Source organism: Pseudomonas sp. PDM19, from assembly GCF_014852215.1.
Classification (GTDB): domain Bacteria; phylum Pseudomonadota; class Gammaproteobacteria; order Pseudomonadales; family Pseudomonadaceae; genus Pseudomonas.
The window spans coordinates 397,633-412,424 of the sequence record NZ_JACVBG010000005.1 but is presented as its reverse complement, the minus strand read 5'-3'; the positions used below and the strand labels follow the sequence as shown (position 1 = coordinate 412,424).

At 66.3% G+C, this 14,792-nt stretch carries 16 protein-coding genes; 9 read left to right on the top strand and 7 right to left on the bottom strand.

Translation table 11 applies throughout. The features are described 5' to 3' along the window. Positions 1-51: 51 nt before the first annotated feature. From IB273_RS28330 to IB273_RS28300, 7 genes are read right to left on the bottom strand one after another with little or no spacing between them, the layout of a single operon-like run. Positions 52-2,148: a flagellar biosynthesis protein FlhA gene (locus IB273_RS28330; RefSeq protein WP_192225558.1), complete on the bottom strand. Its 2,097-nt coding sequence runs from the start codon at positions 2,146-2,148 to the stop codon at positions 52-54. A gap of 2 nt (positions 2,149-2,150) precedes the next feature. Continuing rightward, positions 2,151-3,284 carry a flagellar biosynthesis protein FlhB gene (flhB, locus tag IB273_RS28325; RefSeq protein WP_192225557.1) on the bottom strand — a complete coding sequence of 378 codons (1,134 nt, stop codon included), beginning with the start codon at positions 3,282-3,284 and terminating at the stop codon, positions 2,151-2,153. After that, a complete protein-coding gene (gene fliR, locus IB273_RS28320) occupies positions 3,277-4,077 on the bottom strand; it encodes a flagellar biosynthetic protein FliR (protein ID WP_081518794.1) in 801 nt (266 codons plus the stop codon). The genes flhB and fliR overlap by 8 nt, the downstream gene beginning before the upstream one ends. A gap of 4 nt (positions 4,078-4,081) precedes the next feature. Next, entirely contained in the window at positions 4,082-4,354 is a 273-nt protein-coding gene (locus tag IB273_RS28315; protein ID WP_045213351.1) for a flagellar biosynthetic protein FliQ, read from the bottom strand. Between the two features lie 22 nt (positions 4,355-4,376). Beyond that, on the bottom strand, positions 4,377-5,129 hold the full coding sequence (gene fliP / locus IB273_RS28310) for a flagellar type III secretion system pore protein FliP (RefSeq protein WP_151188966.1): 753 nt from the start codon (positions 5,127-5,129) through the stop codon (positions 4,377-4,379). After that, positions 5,129-5,500, bottom strand: a complete 372-nt coding sequence (gene fliN, locus IB273_RS28305; RefSeq protein WP_081518793.1) for a flagellar motor switch protein FliN — start codon at positions 5,498-5,500, stop codon at positions 5,129-5,131. Before fliN ends, fliP begins: the two co-directional genes overlap by 1 nt. Then, positions 5,497-6,336, bottom strand: coding sequence for a FliM/FliN family flagellar motor switch protein (locus tag IB273_RS28300; RefSeq protein WP_081518792.1), 840 nt, complete (start codon positions 6,334-6,336; stop codon positions 5,497-5,499). The genes fliN and IB273_RS28300 overlap by 4 nt, the downstream gene beginning before the upstream one ends. Positions 6,337-6,788: 452 nt before the next feature. Here IB273_RS28300 and IB273_RS28295 point away from each other — a divergent pair, with 452 nt between their 5' ends. The 9 genes from IB273_RS28295 to flgN all read left to right on the top strand — a co-directional run bounded on the left by IB273_RS28295 (position 6,789) and on the right by flgN (position 14,630). Then, complete coding sequence (locus IB273_RS28295) at positions 6,789-8,189, top strand: sigma-54 dependent transcriptional regulator (protein WP_151188968.1); 1,401 nt, start codon at positions 6,789-6,791, stop codon at positions 8,187-8,189. Between the two features lie 22 nt (positions 8,190-8,211). Then, on the top strand, positions 8,212-8,547 hold the full coding sequence (locus IB273_RS28290; protein WP_081518791.1) for a flagellar hook-basal body complex protein FliE: 336 nt from the start codon (positions 8,212-8,214) through the stop codon (positions 8,545-8,547). A gap of 9 nt (positions 8,548-8,556) precedes the next feature. After that, positions 8,557-10,257 (top strand): flagellar basal-body MS-ring/collar protein FliF, encoded by a 1,701-nt coding sequence (gene fliF / locus IB273_RS28285; protein ID WP_151188969.1) that lies wholly within the window; start codon positions 8,557-8,559, stop codon positions 10,255-10,257. Then, positions 10,235-11,275 carry a FliG C-terminal domain-containing protein gene (locus IB273_RS28280; RefSeq protein WP_045213334.1) on the top strand — a complete coding sequence of 347 codons (1,041 nt, stop codon included), beginning with the start codon at positions 10,235-10,237 and terminating at the stop codon, positions 11,273-11,275. The genes fliF and IB273_RS28280 overlap by 23 nt, the downstream gene beginning before the upstream one ends. Positions 11,276-11,281: 6 nt before the next feature. Then, on the top strand, positions 11,282-11,980 hold the full coding sequence (gene fliH / locus IB273_RS28275) for a flagellar assembly protein FliH (RefSeq protein WP_081518789.1): 699 nt from the start codon (positions 11,282-11,284) through the stop codon (positions 11,978-11,980). A 2-nt stretch (positions 11,981-11,982) separates the two neighbouring features. After that, on the top strand, positions 11,983-13,314 hold the full coding sequence (gene fliI / locus IB273_RS28270; protein ID WP_081518788.1) for a flagellar protein export ATPase FliI: 1,332 nt from the start codon (positions 11,983-11,985) through the stop codon (positions 13,312-13,314). Next, entirely contained in the window at positions 13,314-13,736 is a 423-nt protein-coding gene (locus IB273_RS28265) for a flagellar FliJ family protein (protein ID WP_192225556.1), read from the top strand. Before fliI ends, IB273_RS28265 begins: the two co-directional genes overlap by 1 nt. Before the next feature lie 172 nt (positions 13,737-13,908). Next, positions 13,909-14,193 carry a flagellar biosynthesis anti-sigma factor FlgM gene (gene flgM / locus IB273_RS28260; RefSeq protein ID WP_081518787.1) on the top strand — a complete coding sequence of 95 codons (285 nt, stop codon included), beginning with the start codon at positions 13,909-13,911 and terminating at the stop codon, positions 14,191-14,193. Then, on the top strand, positions 14,190-14,630 hold the full coding sequence (gene flgN / locus IB273_RS28255) for a flagellar protein FlgN (protein WP_081518786.1): 441 nt from the start codon (positions 14,190-14,192) through the stop codon (positions 14,628-14,630). The genes flgM and flgN overlap by 4 nt, the downstream gene beginning before the upstream one ends. Positions 14,631-14,792: the final 162 nt, after the last annotated feature.

The window sequence follows — 14,792 nt, the reverse complement described above, 5'->3', positions numbered from 1 at the left end:
AGCCAGGGTTAGGGAGAGGGCAACACCCAGCTCCGGGCTCCCAGGAACTCCCTACCCCAGCGTCCCCATAATCTGCACCCCCACCCGCTCCGGAATCTCGTTCTGCGACAGCACGTGCAGCCCCGGGCTGAACACCCGCGCGTAACGCGCCAGCAGCGGTCGCAGCTGCGGCATCACGGTGAGGATCGGCGGGTGGCCTTCCTTGCGCAGCTTTTCCTTCACCACCGGCATGCTGTGCTGCAGCTGGTTGAGCAGGCTGGGTTCCACCGGGATGTTGTCCAGGCTCACCGGGCCGGCCTGCTGGGCGATGCTCAGGGCGCCGAGCAGGGTGTTCTCCAGGGCGTTCTCCAGCACGAACACGCTCAGCTCCGGGCGGTCGCCGGCAATCGACGAGACGATGCTGCGGCGCAGCGCGTAGCGCACATCGGAGGCCAGCAGCACCGGGTCCTTGGTGGTCTCGCTGCCTTCGAGCAGGGCGCTGGCGATGGTGACGATGTCCTTGAGCGCCACTTCCTCCTGCAGCAGCTGGCGGAATACCCGGTGCTGCTGCGAGTAGGTCAGCTGCGCCTTCAGCGATTCGGCCAGCTTGGGCGCCTGCAGGGTCAGGCGCTGCATCAGGTGCTCGACGTCGTCGTGCTTGAAGATGTCCGGCAGGTGCTCGCGCACCACCTTGTTCAGGTGCGTGGCGACCACGCTGGCGCAGTCGATCACCTGGTAGCCCAGGTTCAGCGCGCGGGACTTGTCCGCCGGCAGGATCCACACCACCTGCATGCGGTAGGCTGGATCGACGCCGAGGATGCCGTCGATCTCGCCGTAGAGTTCCGGCGAGGGAATCGCCATCAGCCGGTCGGCGTGGATTTCCGCGCCGTCGATGCGCTCGCCGTTGATGTGGATGGCGTACTGCGAGGCCTTCAGGCGCAGGCTGTCGCGGATCTGCACTTCCGGCAGGAGGAAGCCCAGGCTTTCCGAGAGCGTCTGGCGCACCCCTCGAATCCGTTGCGGCAGCGGCGCGCCGCTGGCCTCGTTGACCAGGCTGACCAGCTTGTAACCCAGCGAGATCGACAGGCGCTCCACCAGCGGGATGTCTTCCCAGCCCAGTTGCTGCGCGCGCTCCTGGTCCATGGCCTGCGTCAGCGCCTGGGTCTGCTCCAGCGTCTGCGCCTCGATGGGCGGGCCGGCCAGCGACAGCCGCCAGGCGATGAAGGCCACCAGTGCGGCGAAGGCGAAGAACGCGATGTGCGGCATGCCCGGCACCAGGCCGAGCACCACGAGGATGCCGGCGACGGTGTACAGCAGCGACGGCGAGGCCAGCATCTGCTTGCGCACCAGGCTGGTGATTTCCGCCGACTCGTTGACCCGCGTGACGATGATCGCCGCCGCGGTGGACAGCAGCAGCGCCGGAATCTGCGCCACCAGGCCGTCGCCGATGGTCAGCAGGGCGTAGCGCTGGAAGGCCGCACCGGCCGGCAGGTCGTAGACGAACACACCGATGGCCAGGCCGCCGAACAGGTTGATCAGCAGGATCAGGATGCCGGCGATGGCGTCGCCGCGGACGAACTTCGAGGCGCCATCCATCGCGCCGTAGAAGTCGGCTTCCTTGGCCACTTCCGAGCGGCGGCGCTTGGCTTCGTTCTGGTCGATCAGGCCGGCGTTGAGGTCGGCGTCGATGGCCATCTGCTTGCCGGGCAGGGCGTCCAGGGTGAAGCGCGCGGTCACCTCGGAGATGCGCTCGCCGCCCTTGGTGATGACCATGAAGTTGATGATCATCAGGATCACGAAGACGATCAGGCCGACGATGAAGTTGCCGCCGATCACCACGTGGCCGAAGGCTTCGATCACCTTGCCGGCCGCGCCCGTGCCGGTGTGGCCGTCGAGCAGCACCACGCGGGTGGAAGCGACGTTGAGGGTCAGGCGCAGCAGCGTGGTGACCAGGATCACCGTGGGCAGCAGGGAAAAGTCCAGCGGACTTTTCGACGACACGCTGACCAGCAGCACCAGGATCGCCACCACGATGTTGAAGGTGAACAGGGCGTCCAGCACCAGCGGCGGCAGCGGCAGGATGATCATCGAGAGGATCGACAGGATGATCAGCGGGATGCCGATGCGGCCGCTCTGGAAGGTCGGCAATAGTGACTGCAGTAGGCGCATGGTCAGACTCTGTTCAGCAGTTCTTCGGGAATGGGGACGTTCTTGATCAGCTCCGGCCGCTCACGGCGCCCGGAGCGCCAGGCCTTGAGCTGGAGGATGTAGGTGAGGACGTGGGCCACGGCCTTGTACAGCTGCGCAGGAATCTGCTGGTTCACCTGGGTGGTGGCGTAGATGGCGCGCGCCAGCGGCGGCAATTCGAGCACTTCCAGGTCATGGGCCTTGGCCAGCTTGCGGATGTACAGCGCGGTCTCGTCCAGGCCCTTGGCGACCACGTAGGGCGCTTGGGCCTTCTTCGGGTCGTAGCGCAGCGCCACGGCAAAATGCACCGGGTTCACTATCACCACGTCGGCGGTCCTGATCGATTTGCTGATCTGCCGGTGCACCAGCTGGCGCTGCATCTGGCGGATGCGCGCCTTCACTTCCGGTCGGCCTTCCTGGTTCTTGTGCTCTTCCTTGCGCTCCTGCTTGGTCATGCGCAGCTTCTTCTTGAAGAAGAAGTACTGGATCGGGATGTCGATGACCGAGAACAGGATGAACACCACCAGCAGCGACAGGGTGATGTCGTAGAAGGTGCCGAAGGCGGCGGCAATGGCGCTGTGCACGTTGCTGCGCTGCAGCGCCAGCAGGCCGGGCAGGGCGCCGTGCAACTGATAGAGGGCGACGAGGATCAGCACGACGATCTTGAGCAGCGACTTGGCCAGCTCCGTCCAGTTCTGCATCGAGAAGATGCGCCCAAGCCCGGTGATCGGGTTGAGCTTGGACAGCTTGGGCATGAAGTTCTTGCTGGAGAAGATCCAGCCGCCGGGGATCATCGAGAACAGCACCACCAGCAGCGGCGTGACCAGCAGCGGCAGCAGCGTGGTGATGAACAGCACCAGATGGTGGCCTAGCACCAGCGGCAGGTCGTCCAGGCCGATCTCGCTGTTCCGCAGATCGATGAAGGACAGCGCAAAGCCCTGCCTGATGCCATCGTAGAAGTGCTCCACGCAGAACTTCAGCGCGACCAGCGTGGCCAGTAGCGAGAGGGTGGTGGAGAGGTCCTTGGAGCGGCTGACCTGGCCGTCCTCTCGGCTCTTTTTCAGCTTCTGCTGGGAGGCCTCTTCCGTTTTCTCCTGGGCGCTGTGCTGGTCAGCCATGGCGCCCCTCGCGGAAGATCACGCCGATGGCATCGAGCAACTGGCGGGTGAGCTTGAGGTAGTTCTCGGGGATGTCCGGCAGGGTCAGCCAGATGCACGCCAGGCCCGCGATGATCGCCATGGGAAACCCTAAGGAGAACAGGTTGAGTGCCGGCGAGATGCGGTTGAGCAGGCCGAAGCAGAACTGCACCAGGGTCATGCAGAACACCACCGGCAGGGTGATCAGCACGGCGGCGGAGAACACCCAGGCGAGGCTGCCGGCCACCGACTCCAGTCCCAGGTAATGCAGCCCGCTGCCCACCGGCCAGTAGATGAAGCTCTGGTAGAGGATGCTCACCACCAGCAGGTGACCGTCGATGGAGAGGAACAGGAACACCAGCAGGATGAAGTACAGCTGGTAGAAGATCGAGGACGACGACACACCGTTCATGGGGTCGTTGTACACCGCCATGCTCAGGCCCAGCTGGGTGGATATCACGTCGCCCACCAGGGTGAACACGGTGAACACCAGCATCAGCGAAAGGCCCAGCATCAGGCCGAAGACGATCTGCTCCAGCGCCACCAGCAGGCCCTGCGCGGACAGCGGATCGATGGCCGGCGGGCGCGGCAGCGCGGCGCCCAGGGCGACGGTCAGGGCCAGGCCGAGGAGGATGCGCAGGCGCATGGGGATCGCCTTGTGGCTGAAGATCGGCGCCAGGGCGAACACCGCCATGATCCGGCAGAAGGGCCACCACCAGGCCTGCAGCGTTTGCAGGTAGTCGAAGGCCTGCAGGATGGATGCGCCTTGCTGCATGGCATCAGCCGACCAGGCGGCCCGCCTGGTGGAACGACTCGATGAACAGCTCCGAGAGCGTGCGCAGGATCCAGTGGCCGGCGAACACCAGCATCCCCAGGGTGATCAGCAGGCGCGGGAGGAAGCTGAGCATCTGCTCGTTGATCTGCGTGGCCGCCTGGAAAATGCTCACCAGCAGGCCGCCGATCAGGCTGGGCACGATCAGCACGCAGACGATCAGCGCGGTGATGTGCACGGCGTTGGAGACGATATCGACGGCGCTTTCCGGAGTGAGCATCTTTGGTTTTCCGTCAGGGCCGCTAAAACGGCTGCACGCTGCTGGTCAGCGTGCCCATCATCAGGGCCCAGCCGTCCACCAGCACGAAGATCATCAGCTTGAACGGCAGCGAGATCATCATCGGCGAGAGCATCATCATGCCCATCGCCATCAGCACGCTGGCTACCACCAGGTCGATCACCAGGAACGGGATGAAGATCATGAAGCCCAGCTGAAACGCGGTCTTCAGCTCGCTGAGCACGAACGACGGCAGCAGCAGGGAGAAGTCCAGGTCGTTGAGGTTCTCCGGCACCGTCTCGCCGGCCAGGCTGACCATGGTTTCCAGCGAGGTGCGGTTGGTCTGCGCGAGCATGAAGCGGCTGAGGGTCTGCTTGGCGCGGCCCAGGCCGTCTTCCAGGCTGATCTGGTCGGCCTCGAAGGGCTGGTAGGCGTTGCTGTAGACGTCCTGCCAGACCGGGCGCATGACCAGCAGGGTCATCACCAGGGCGATGCCCACCAGCACGTTGTTCGGCGGGCTCTGCTGCAGGCCGATGGCCTGGCGCAGGATTGCCAGCACGATGACGAAGCGGGTGAAGCAGGTCATCAGCATGAGCATCGCCGGAAGGAAGCCCAGCAGGGTCATGACGATGAGGATCTGCAGCTTGACGCTGAAGGCCTGGCCGTCCGCCGTATCGTGCAGGTTGAACAGCGTGACCTCGCCGCCGGCCGCCTGCGCGTAGAGCGGGCAGAGCGCGGCGATGAGCAGGCCAAGCGTGGCCAGGCAGCGGGACAGCATCACGCCGTCAGGGCGTCGAGGCTGGCGCCGCACAGTTCGAGCACGCGCAGGCCGTAGTTGCCGTTCATCACGACTACCTCGGCCTTGGCGAACAGCGCGCCGTTGACCTTCACGTCCAGCGGCTCGCCGGCGAGCTTGTCGAGGATGATCACGCTGCCCCCGTCCACGTCCATCAGCTCCTTCAGCGAGATTTCCACCGAGGCGACTTCCAGGGTGACGTTCACCGGGATCTTGCCGAAGAAGCTCAGGTCCTGCTGCGGCAGCGGTGCGCGCACGGGCTCGGCGGGGATATCGGTGACGTCCTGGGTGAGGCCCAGGTCGCCGTCGTTGATCAGCGACTCGAACTCGGAGTCGGAGAGAGAACCGGTCATGGGTTTTTCACGCTTTCCAGGGAGGAGAGGAAGAGGGTGCCGTCGTCTTCGAAGATGGCGCCGCGGAACAGCTTCTGCTGGTTGACCCGCACTTCGACGCGCTCCAGCGGGCGGATCGTCAGCACATCGCCCGGCTCCAGGGCCAACACCTGCGACAGCGGCAGGCGCGCGGCGGCGACCACGCAGTCCAGGCGCAGCGGCAGGTGCTTGATGTGCTCCACCGGGTTGCCGGTGAGGCGCGGCGGCGGCGGGCCGGCGAGGCGGCGGGTCAGTTCGTCCGCCAGCGGGTTGTCCAGGTAGAGGTAGAGCGAGGAGCGCTCGCCCGTCAGGTGGCTGACGTAGCTGAACTCGGCGACGTACTCCCACTGCACTTCTTCATAGGTGGGGTCGATCTGCTGCAGACGGCCGACCGATTCGCCCATCAGCAGGGCGCGGCCGAACAGGTCCACCACGTCCAGGCCGAGGCGGTCGAGCATGCGCTGCTCGGAGCTGCTGATCGGCGGCGTGTCGCGATTGGCGACCACGGTGCCGCCGTAATAGCACTCGATGACTTCGGTGAGCAGGGCGCGGTCCATGGCGAAACCGAACTTGCCCAGGGGCGAATCGAATAAACACTCCAGCTCACGGGGAAGTTCCTCGTGAATGCTCAGGTTGTCCAGTTCGAGATTGATTCGATAATGCCGCAGGAAGTAGTCGCTGATGATCCTCGGATACTTCCCGGAGATCTCTTTGATGTACTGCGGAATCTTGTGATAATGCCGGCCGAGTTTCTGCGGTTTCAGTCGAATCAGACTATCGGCGGGCACGCCATGGTGGACTTTTGATTTACCAGTCATGCTCAGCGTCGTACTTCCAGGTTCGATCTGCCATCTGCCCAAGGACACGGGAGGTGTCATGACCGCCGGGATCGGCTGATCGTTGCTCGCGGCATGCTCTGTCTTTCAGGAAGCCCGTGACTGCTGCGTCACAGGCTGCTGACGTGGCGCAATGATAGCGATCTGAGGTCGTGCGATTAAATCAATAGATATCAAATGCTGTTTTTGACGGAACTTTTTGTCTATTGATTTAAATTAATCGGCGGGAAGCTATGGCGTAGTGCTGGCACTTGTTAGTGTGGGTGAGTTAGTTACAGGTTGCAGCGACTTCAGTTGTGACGAAGTTGTTGCAATGCCACCCGTGAGATAGCCGATCCGCAAAGAAGTTCCGCAGTCGCCGATAACAGTTTTCGGTCGATGCTGGCGTTGAGCGAAGGAGGGTTGTCGAACGCACTAGCGAATGGAAAGTTGCGGTGAACAGTTTAAGCCAGTCGATCGACCAATTATGTGAAACGCTGCTCGAAGAGCGGCCGGCGCAGAAAAAAGTTGCGATCATCGGGCCGTCCTCGGACGCCGCTCACGCCCTCCTTTTGCAGACGCTGCTGGCCGAAGGCTGCCGCGTCGAGCGCTTCTCCGGCTTCGCCGAATTGGCCCGTGCACGCAGTGACGCTGCCCTGCTGTTCATCCTCGCCGGCGCCTTCCCCGCCCCTGACCTTTATGCGCAGGTCGGCGCGCTGCTCAGCGATGGCCGCGAGCGCGACGTGGTGCCCATCGTCGGCTATGAAGAGCAGGACAAGGCCGCCACCCTGCTCGACCTCGGTTGTGTCGACTACCTGCTCTCGCCCTTCGGCGCCGGCCAGCTGGCCGCACTGCTGCGCCGCCAGGAAGCCTCCAGCGCCGCCCAGGAGCTGTTCGTTTCGCGCTCCCAGGCCGGCCGCCGCCTGCTGGCCATGGCGCAACGGGTCGCACAGACCCGCGCACCGATCCTGGTCACCGGCGAAACCGGTACCGGCAAGGAACTGCTGGCACGCTACATCCACGGTATCGCCAGCCCGGACGCGCCCTTTATCGCGGTGAACTGCGCGGCGATTCCCGAGGCGATGCTCGAATCCATCCTCTTCGGCCACGAACGCGGCGCCTTCACCGGCGCGGTGACTGCCCAGCCGGGCAAGTTCGAACTGGCCAACGGCGGCACCCTGCTGCTGGACGAAATCGGCGAATTGCCGCTGGCCTTGCAGGCCAAGCTGCTGCGTGTGCTGCAGGAACAGCGCGTGGAGCGCCTGGGCGGCCGCCGCGAGATCGAACTGGACGTGCGCATCATCGCCGCCACCAACCGCGACCTGCAGGCCGAAGTCAGCGAGGGGCGCTTCCGCGCCGACCTGATGTTCCGCCTCGACGTGCTGCCGCTGCACATCTCGCCCCTGCGTGAGCGCAAGGAAGACGTGCTGCCGCTGGCGCGCCGCTTCATCCGCCAGTACGCCCCGCAGGATGCCGAGCACGACCTGCTCACCGAAGCCGCCGGCCGCGCGCTGCTGCAACACGACTGGCCGGGCAACGTGCGCGAGCTGGAGAACACCCTGCAACGCGCCCTGGTGCTGCGCAACGGCTTGTTCATCCAGCCCCGCGACCTCGGCCTGGCCGCGCCGCAACTGCCGCTGGCCACCGTCGCGGCGGTGATCCCGCTGGCGGCCGAAGGTGGCCGCGCCGCGCTGCGCGCCAGTGGCAAGCTCGCCGAGTACCAGCACGTCATCGACACCATCCGCCGCTTCGGCGGGCACAAGACCAAGGCCGCCGAAAGCCTGGGCATGACCACCCGCGCGCTGCGCTACCGGCTCAACGCGATGCGTGAGCAGGGCGTGCAGGTGCAGTTCTGATTCGTTTCCGGGGGAAACTTCCATGAGTTCGATCATGCAGGTGCAGCAGGACATGCTGGACCGGATGAACCGTTACGCCGACCTCGCCAGCGGCCCGGCCGTGCGGCCCGCCGCGCAGCTCTCCGGCAGCGCGCAGGCTCCGGGCATCGGCGCCAGCTTCGAGCAGGCGCTGCGCTCGGTGGACGCCGAACAGCACAAGTCCAGCGCCGCCATGGCCGCGGTGGACAGCGGCCAGAGCGAAGACCTGGTCGGCGCCATGATCCAGAGCCAGAAGGCCAGCGTGTCGTTCTCCGCGCTGCTGCAGGTGCGCAACAAGCTCACCGGCGCCTTCGACGACATCATCCGCATGCCGCTGTAAGGACTGACAGTGCTGCAGAATCTCAAAGGGCGCCTGCCGCTCGACAAACTCAAGCTCGACCCGCGCCTGGGGTTGCTTGGCATCGCCCTGGGCGCCGCCCTGCTGGCCGCTGCCGTGGTCTTCTACCTGTGGCGCGACCAGGGTGCCTACCGTCCGCTGTATGGCGCCGGCGAAGCCTACCCGGCCGCTGACGTGATGCAGGTGCTGGACGCCGAGGCCTTCGACTACCGCCTGCACCCGCAGAGCGGCCAGGTGCTGGTGCGCGAGGAAGACCTGGCGCGCGCCCGCATGCTGCTCGCAGCCAAGGGTGTGAAGGTGTCCATGCCGGCCGGCTACGAGCTGTTCGACAAGGACGAGCCGCTGGGCACCAGCCACTTCCTTCAGGACGTGCGCCTGAAGCGCAGCCTGGAAGGCGAGCTGGCCCGGACCATCATGGGCCTGAAAGGCATCGAGCAGGCGCGCGTGCACGTCGCCCGCGAAGACAGCAATTCCTTCGTGGTCGGCCGGCGTGACCCCGCCAAGGCCTCGGTGCTGCTGCAACTGGCGCCCGGCCAGCGGCTGAGCTCCGAGCAGGTCGGCGCCATCGTCAACCTGGTGGCCGGCAGCGTGCCGCAGCTGAAGCCCGAAGACGTCAGCGTGGTCGACCAGAACGGCGTGCTGCTGTCGCGCGGCATCAGTGGCGTCGGCGGCCCCTCGCAGAACTGGCAGGCGGTGGACGAGTATCAGCGCAAGGCCGTGGGCAATGTCGAGGAAGTGCTGGCGCCGGTGCTCGGCCTGGGCAACTACCGCATCAGCGTGTCTGCCGACATCGACTTCAGCCAGAAGGAAGAAACCCTGCAGGCCTACGGCGAAGCGCCGCGCCTGCGCAGCGAAGTGCTGCGCAACGAGAGCACGCTGGACCAGCTCGCCCTTGGCGTACCCGGCTCGCTGAGCAACCGTCCGCCGGAGCCGCCGCCGCAACAGCAGCAGGGGCAGAACAACGCCCAGGGTAATAACCAGGCTGCTCCGGGTAACGGCAAGGTCGCCAATACCGACAACAAGGCCGCGACCTCGACCCGCGAGGAAGCCACCCGGCAGAACGACTTCGACCAGAGCGTCACCCACATCAAGTACCCGGCCTTCGCCCTGCGCCAGCAGAGCGTCGCCGTGGTGATCAACGCCTCCACCGCGCCCGAGGGCGGCTGGACCGACAAGGCCCGCGCCGACCTCGAAACCATGGTGAAGAGCGCCGTGGGCTTCAATGCCCAGCGCGGCGACCTGATCACCGTCAGCGTGTTCCCCTTCGCCGCCACGGCGGTGGAAGAGTCCGCCGCCAGCTGGTGGGAGAGCAGCGCCCTGCAGTCGCTGGTGCGCTACACCGTGCTCGGCCTGATTGCGCTGCTGTTCCTGCTGTTCGGCGTGCGCCCGGCCGTGCGCAGTCTGACCCAGCGCGTGCAGCCGACGGCCACCGCCGAGCTGCCTGAAGGCGGCGCCGAGTATCCGTTGGCGCTGGATGCCGAGCGGCGCCTGTCGCTGGGCAGTGAAAGCGTCGGCGGGCTCAACGTGCTCGGCGAGCTGAACCCGCTCTCGGAAATCCGCCTGCCGGCGCCGGGCTCGGGCCTGGAGCATCAGATCGAGCATCTGCAGATGCTGGCGAAGAACGACCCGGAACGGGTCTCGGAAGTGATCAAGCACTGGATTGGCCGCAATGACCGACACGAGCCTGCCTGAAGAAACGAAAAAGCGCGGCCCGCAGATGCGCGCCGTGAGCTCCCTGGAACAGGCGGCGATCCTCATGCTGAGCATGGGTGACGAAGCTTCCTCCGGCATCCTGCGCAACTTCAGCCGCGAGGAGATCGTCAGCATCAGCCAGGCGATGGCGCGGCTGTCGAACGTCAAGCAGAACACCGTCTCCGACGTGATCGGCCGGTTCTTCGACGACTACAAGCTGCAGTCCAGCATCAAGGGCGCCTCGCGCTCCTACCTTGCCGGCATGCTCGGCAAGGCGCTGGGCAGCGACATCACGCGCAACCTGCTGGACAGCATCTATGGCGAGGAAATCCGCGCCAAGATGGCGCGCATGGAGTGGATCGATCCCAAGCAGTTCGCCGCGCTGATCGCCAAGGAACACGCGCAGATGCAGGCGGTGTTCCTCGCCTTCCTGCCGCCGGGCATGGCCACCGACGTGCTCGAAGCCATGCCGCCGGAGCGCCAGGACGAGCTGCTGTTCCGCATCGCCAACCTCAGCGAGGTGAACAGCGATGTCATTGCCGAGCTGGAACAACTGATCGACCGCAGCCTGCGCGTGCTCTCCACCCAGGGCTCGCAGGTGCGCGGGGTCAAGCAGGCGGCGGACATCATGAACCGCTTCAAGGGCGACCGTAACCAGATGTTCGAGCTGCTGCGCGCCCACAACGACGACCTGGTCGGCAAGATCGAAGACGAGATGTACGACTTCTTCATCCTCTCCCGGCAGAACCAGGAAGTGCTGCAGACCCTGCTGGAAGTCATCCCGCTGGACGAATGGGTGGTCGCCCTCAAGGGCGCCGAGCCCGAGCTGGTGCGCGCCATCCAGGGCGCCATGCCCAAGCGCCAGGCGCAGCAGATGGAGTCCATCAACCGCCGCCAGGGCCCGGTGCCGCTGAGCCGCGTGGAGCAGGTGCGCAAGGACATCATGGGCGTGGTGCGCGAGCTGGCCGCCGAGGGCGACCTGCAGGTACAGCTGTTCCGCGAGCAGACGGTGGAGTAACCGCGCATGGCGATCAAAGTCATCAAGGCCGACAGCCGCGCCTGGCGCCCCTACCGCTTCCCGCCGCGCTGCGCCACGGCCAGCGCCGACAACCATGGCTGGGACAGCGACCCGGCAGCGCGCCAGCGGGCCATCTCCGAGGGCTTCCAGGAAGGCCTGGAACGCGGCTACCAGGACGGCGTCGGCGAAGGCCGTGAAGCCGGCCTGCGCGAGGGCTTCGAAGCCGGTCGCCAGGACGGCCTGCGCAAGGGCCGCGAGGAAGGCCGCGCCACCGGCCGCCAGGTGTTCGACGAGGCCAGCGCACCGTTGCAGGCCGCCGTCGAGGCCTTCGGCGAGTACCACCAGGCCTTCCAGCGCAGCCGCCAGAAGGAGCTGCTGGAGCTGGTGCAGAAGGTCGCGAAACAGGTCATCCGGGTCGAACTGACGCTCAACCCCACCCAGTTGCTGACCCTGGCCGAGGAAGCCCTGGCGGCCATGCCGGGCGAGCAGGGCGAGGTGCAGATTCTGCTCAACCCGGAGGAATGCGCGCGTATCCGCGAGCTGAACCCCGAACGCGCCGCCAAGTGGCGCCTGGTGCCGGACGAACGCCTGGCGCTGGGCGAGTGCCGCGTGGTCACCGCCCAGGCGGAAGCCGACATCGGCTGCCAGCAGCGCCTGGACAGCTGCATGGAAGCGCTGAGCGCGCACCTGCAGGACGAGGACTGAAGATGGCCCTGGGCGACGGCTTCAAGCTCGAAGAAGCGCTGCGCTCGCTGGACTCGGTCCAGCTGGCGCGGGTCAGCGGTCGCCTGGTGCGTGTCTCCGGCCTGTTGCTGGAAAGCCTCGGCTGCCGGCGCATGACCGGCCAGCGCTGCTACGTGGAAGTCGCCGACGGCGAGCGCCTGGAGGCGCAGGTGGTCGGCTTCAACCGTGACATCACCTACCTCATGCCCTTCAAGAAGCCCGTCGGCCTGACCTCCGGCTCGCGGGTCTTCCCGGCGCCGGACGAAGCCGTGCTGCACATCGATCATTCCTGGCTGGGGCGCGTGGTCAACGGCCTCGGCGAACCCCTGGACGGCCTCGGCAAGCTCGCCGGCCGCCACCCACTGCCCACCGAGCTGCCGCAGGTGAACCCGCTGCGCCGGCGCCCGGTGTCCGAGCCGCTGGATGTCGGCGTGCGCGCCATCAATGGCCTGCTGACCCTGGGCAAGGGCCAGCGCGTCGGCCTGTTCGCCGGCAGTGGCGTGGGCAAGAGCGTGCTGCTGGGGATGATCACCCGGCAGACCAAGGCCGACGTGGTGGTGGTCGGGCTGATCGGCGAACGCGGCCGCGAGGTGCAGGAGTTCATCCTGCATTCCCTCGGACCGGAAGGCTTGCAGAAGGCCGTGGTGGTGGTGGCGCCGGCCAACGAATCGCCGCTGATGCGCCTGAAGGCCACCGAACTGTGCCACAGCATCGCCGCCTACTTCCGCGACCAGGGCAAGGACGTGCTGCTGCTGGTCGACTCCCTGACCCGCTACGCCATGGCCCAGCGCGAGATCGCCCTGGCCCTGGGCGAACCGCCGGCCACCAAGGGCTACCCGCCGTCGGTGTTCGGCATGCTCCCGGAGCTGGTCGAAAGCGCCGGCAACGGCGAGGGCGAAGCCGGCAGCCTGAGCGCCATCTACACGGTGCTGGCCGAGGGCGACGATCACCAGGACCCGATCGTCGACTGCGCCCGCGCCATCCTCGATGGGCACATCGTGCTGTCGCGCCGGCTGGCGGACGTCGGGCACTACCCGGCCATCGACATCGGCGCCTCGGTCAGCCGCTGCATGAGCCAGGTGGCGGACCCGCTGCACCTCTCGGCGGCGCGGCAGTTCAAGGAATTCAGCGGCACCTATGAGCGCATCAAGGAACTGATCCCGCTGGGCGGCTACACGCCGGGCATGGACGTGAAGACCGACCGCGCCGTGCAGCTGGCGCCGATGCTGGAACGCTACCTGCGCCAGGAGACCGCCGACGGCGCGGAGCTGGGCAACAGCGTCGCCACCCTGCAAAGCATCGTCGGGGGCCGCTGATGAAGACGCAGATCGACATGCTCGGGCGCCTGGCCGACGTGCGCGGCGGCAAGGTCCGCGAGCTGCTGGGACGGGTGAATTACCAGCAGAATCTCTGCCAGCGCTACCGCAACAACATCACCGGGCTGGACCGCCTGTGCGGCTTCAGCGTGGCCACCAGCACGCCGCTGCAGCGGCACAACCAGCAGCAGTACAAGGCCACCCTGCACAAGATGCTGCAGTTGCAGCGCCGCGAGCTGGCAGTTGCCGAACAGACCCTGGTGCGCATCCAGGGCGAGCTGATGGCGGCCATGCGCAGCGAGAAGGTGCTCACCCGGGTGATCGAGGCCAAGGTCGGCCAGTGGCAGCTGCAACTTGCGCAGCAGGAGCAGAAAATCCAGGATGGCCTCGCCGCGCAGTCCTGGTGGCGGGCGCGAGCGTGAAGGCAACGGCGGATAACTCGTTCCGAGTTATGCGCCCTACGACGGGGTGACCCGTAGGGCGAATAACCGCTAGCGGTTATCCGCCGTTTGTTCCGCGAAAATCGGCATTTAAGTTTTGCTTCGAGGCGGTCGCCCTCTGAGGGAAAGGCCCAAAAACATTCGGATACCGACCATGGAAATCACCCGGCAACTGACCAGCGTCGCGCTGGCCACCAGCGAGTCCGCCAAGAGCGCGCGCAACGAGCGCGCCGCCCCGGTGGCGGAGACCAGCGCCAGTGCGCCGGTCAGCGATTCGCTGCGCCTGGACGAAATGCAGGAAACCCTGCGCGCCATGCCCGACGTGGACCAGAGCCGCGTCGCCGAAATCCGCCGCGCGCTGATGAATGGCGAGCTGCAGAACGACACCAGCGTGCTTGCCACCAGCATCCTCTCCTACCACCGCGGCAGCGACGCATGACCCAGCGCGCGCGGCTGTTGCAGGTGATCGAGCAGGACGTCCAGCAGGATGGCCGCGATTGCCTGGCGCTGCGCGATCGCCTGCAGGAGCTGTATCGCCATCTGTTGGCGCGGGACAGCGCGCAGATCGAAGCGCTGAACCCGGACATCCAGGCGCTGCTCGAAGCCGTGGCCGGCCGCGCCCAGCGCCGCAGCCGCGTGCTGCGTGCCTTCCACCTGCCGATGGACGCCGACGGCATGCGCACGCTGCTGTCCAACTACCAGCCGCCACGTCGCGAGGAACTGCAGCAGGAGTGGCTGCAGTTGGGCCAGCTCACCGCCCAGTGCAAGCGCCTCAACGAGCGCAACGGCAAGCTGCTGGCGATGCACCACGACATCCTCAGCCAGCTCATGGGCGACCCGCGCGAACAGCCGGTGTATTCGCGGCAGCTGTACTGAGCCGCCGCAGGGCGAGCTGCGATCAGGCTCAGCACTGGACTCCCCTGTAGGAGCGGGCCATGCCCGCGATCGCGCGCATGGCGCGCTCCTACAAAAAGCGCGGCTGCGAGAAACCCCGTCGAAATCCCTTAACGAACCCCTCCCCATGGTCGCCCTTTCCCT

What these genes read in the sequence shown, in the direction of transcription:
- fliP (WP_151188966.1), bottom strand. Translation starts at nt 5,129, where the DNA reads ATGCTGTCCCGCTGCCTGGCCACGCTTGGCCTGCTCATCGCCGCGCTC.
- fliH (WP_081518789.1), top strand. Translation starts at nt 11,282, where the DNA reads ATGGCGATCAAAGTCATCAAGGCCGACAGCCGCGCCTGGCGCCCCTAC.
- flgN (WP_081518786.1), top strand. Translation starts at nt 14,190, where the DNA reads ATGACCCAGCGCGCGCGGCTGTTGCAGGTGATCGAGCAGGACGTCCAG.
- IB273_RS28280 (WP_045213334.1), top strand. Translation starts at nt 10,235, where the DNA reads ATGACCGACACGAGCCTGCCTGAAGAAACGAAAAAGCGCGGCCCGCAG.
- fliR (WP_081518794.1), bottom strand. Translation starts at nt 4,077, where the DNA reads ATGCAGCAAGGCGCATCCATCCTGCAGGCCTTCGACTACCTGCAAACG.
- IB273_RS28315 (WP_045213351.1), bottom strand. Translation starts at nt 4,354, where the DNA reads ATGCTCACTCCGGAAAGCGCCGTCGATATCGTCTCCAACGCCGTGCAC.
- fliN (WP_081518793.1), bottom strand. Translation starts at nt 5,500, where the DNA reads ATGACCGGTTCTCTCTCCGACTCCGAGTTCGAGTCGCTGATCAACGAC.
- flgM (WP_081518787.1), top strand. Translation starts at nt 13,909, where the DNA reads ATGGAAATCACCCGGCAACTGACCAGCGTCGCGCTGGCCACCAGCGAG.
- fliI (WP_081518788.1), top strand. Translation starts at nt 11,983, where the DNA reads ATGGCCCTGGGCGACGGCTTCAAGCTCGAAGAAGCGCTGCGCTCGCTG.
- IB273_RS28330 (WP_192225558.1), bottom strand. Translation starts at nt 2,148, where the DNA reads ATGCGCCTACTGCAGTCACTATTGCCGACCTTCCAGAGCGGCCGCATC.
- flhB (WP_192225557.1), bottom strand. Translation starts at nt 3,284, where the DNA reads ATGGCTGACCAGCACAGCGCCCAGGAGAAAACGGAAGAGGCCTCCCAG.
- IB273_RS28290 (WP_081518791.1), top strand. Translation starts at nt 8,212, where the DNA reads ATGAGTTCGATCATGCAGGTGCAGCAGGACATGCTGGACCGGATGAAC.
- IB273_RS28300 (WP_081518792.1), bottom strand. Translation starts at nt 6,336, where the DNA reads ATGACTGGTAAATCAAAAGTCCACCATGGCGTGCCCGCCGATAGTCTG.
- IB273_RS28265 (WP_192225556.1), top strand. Translation starts at nt 13,314, where the DNA reads ATGAAGACGCAGATCGACATGCTCGGGCGCCTGGCCGACGTGCGCGGC.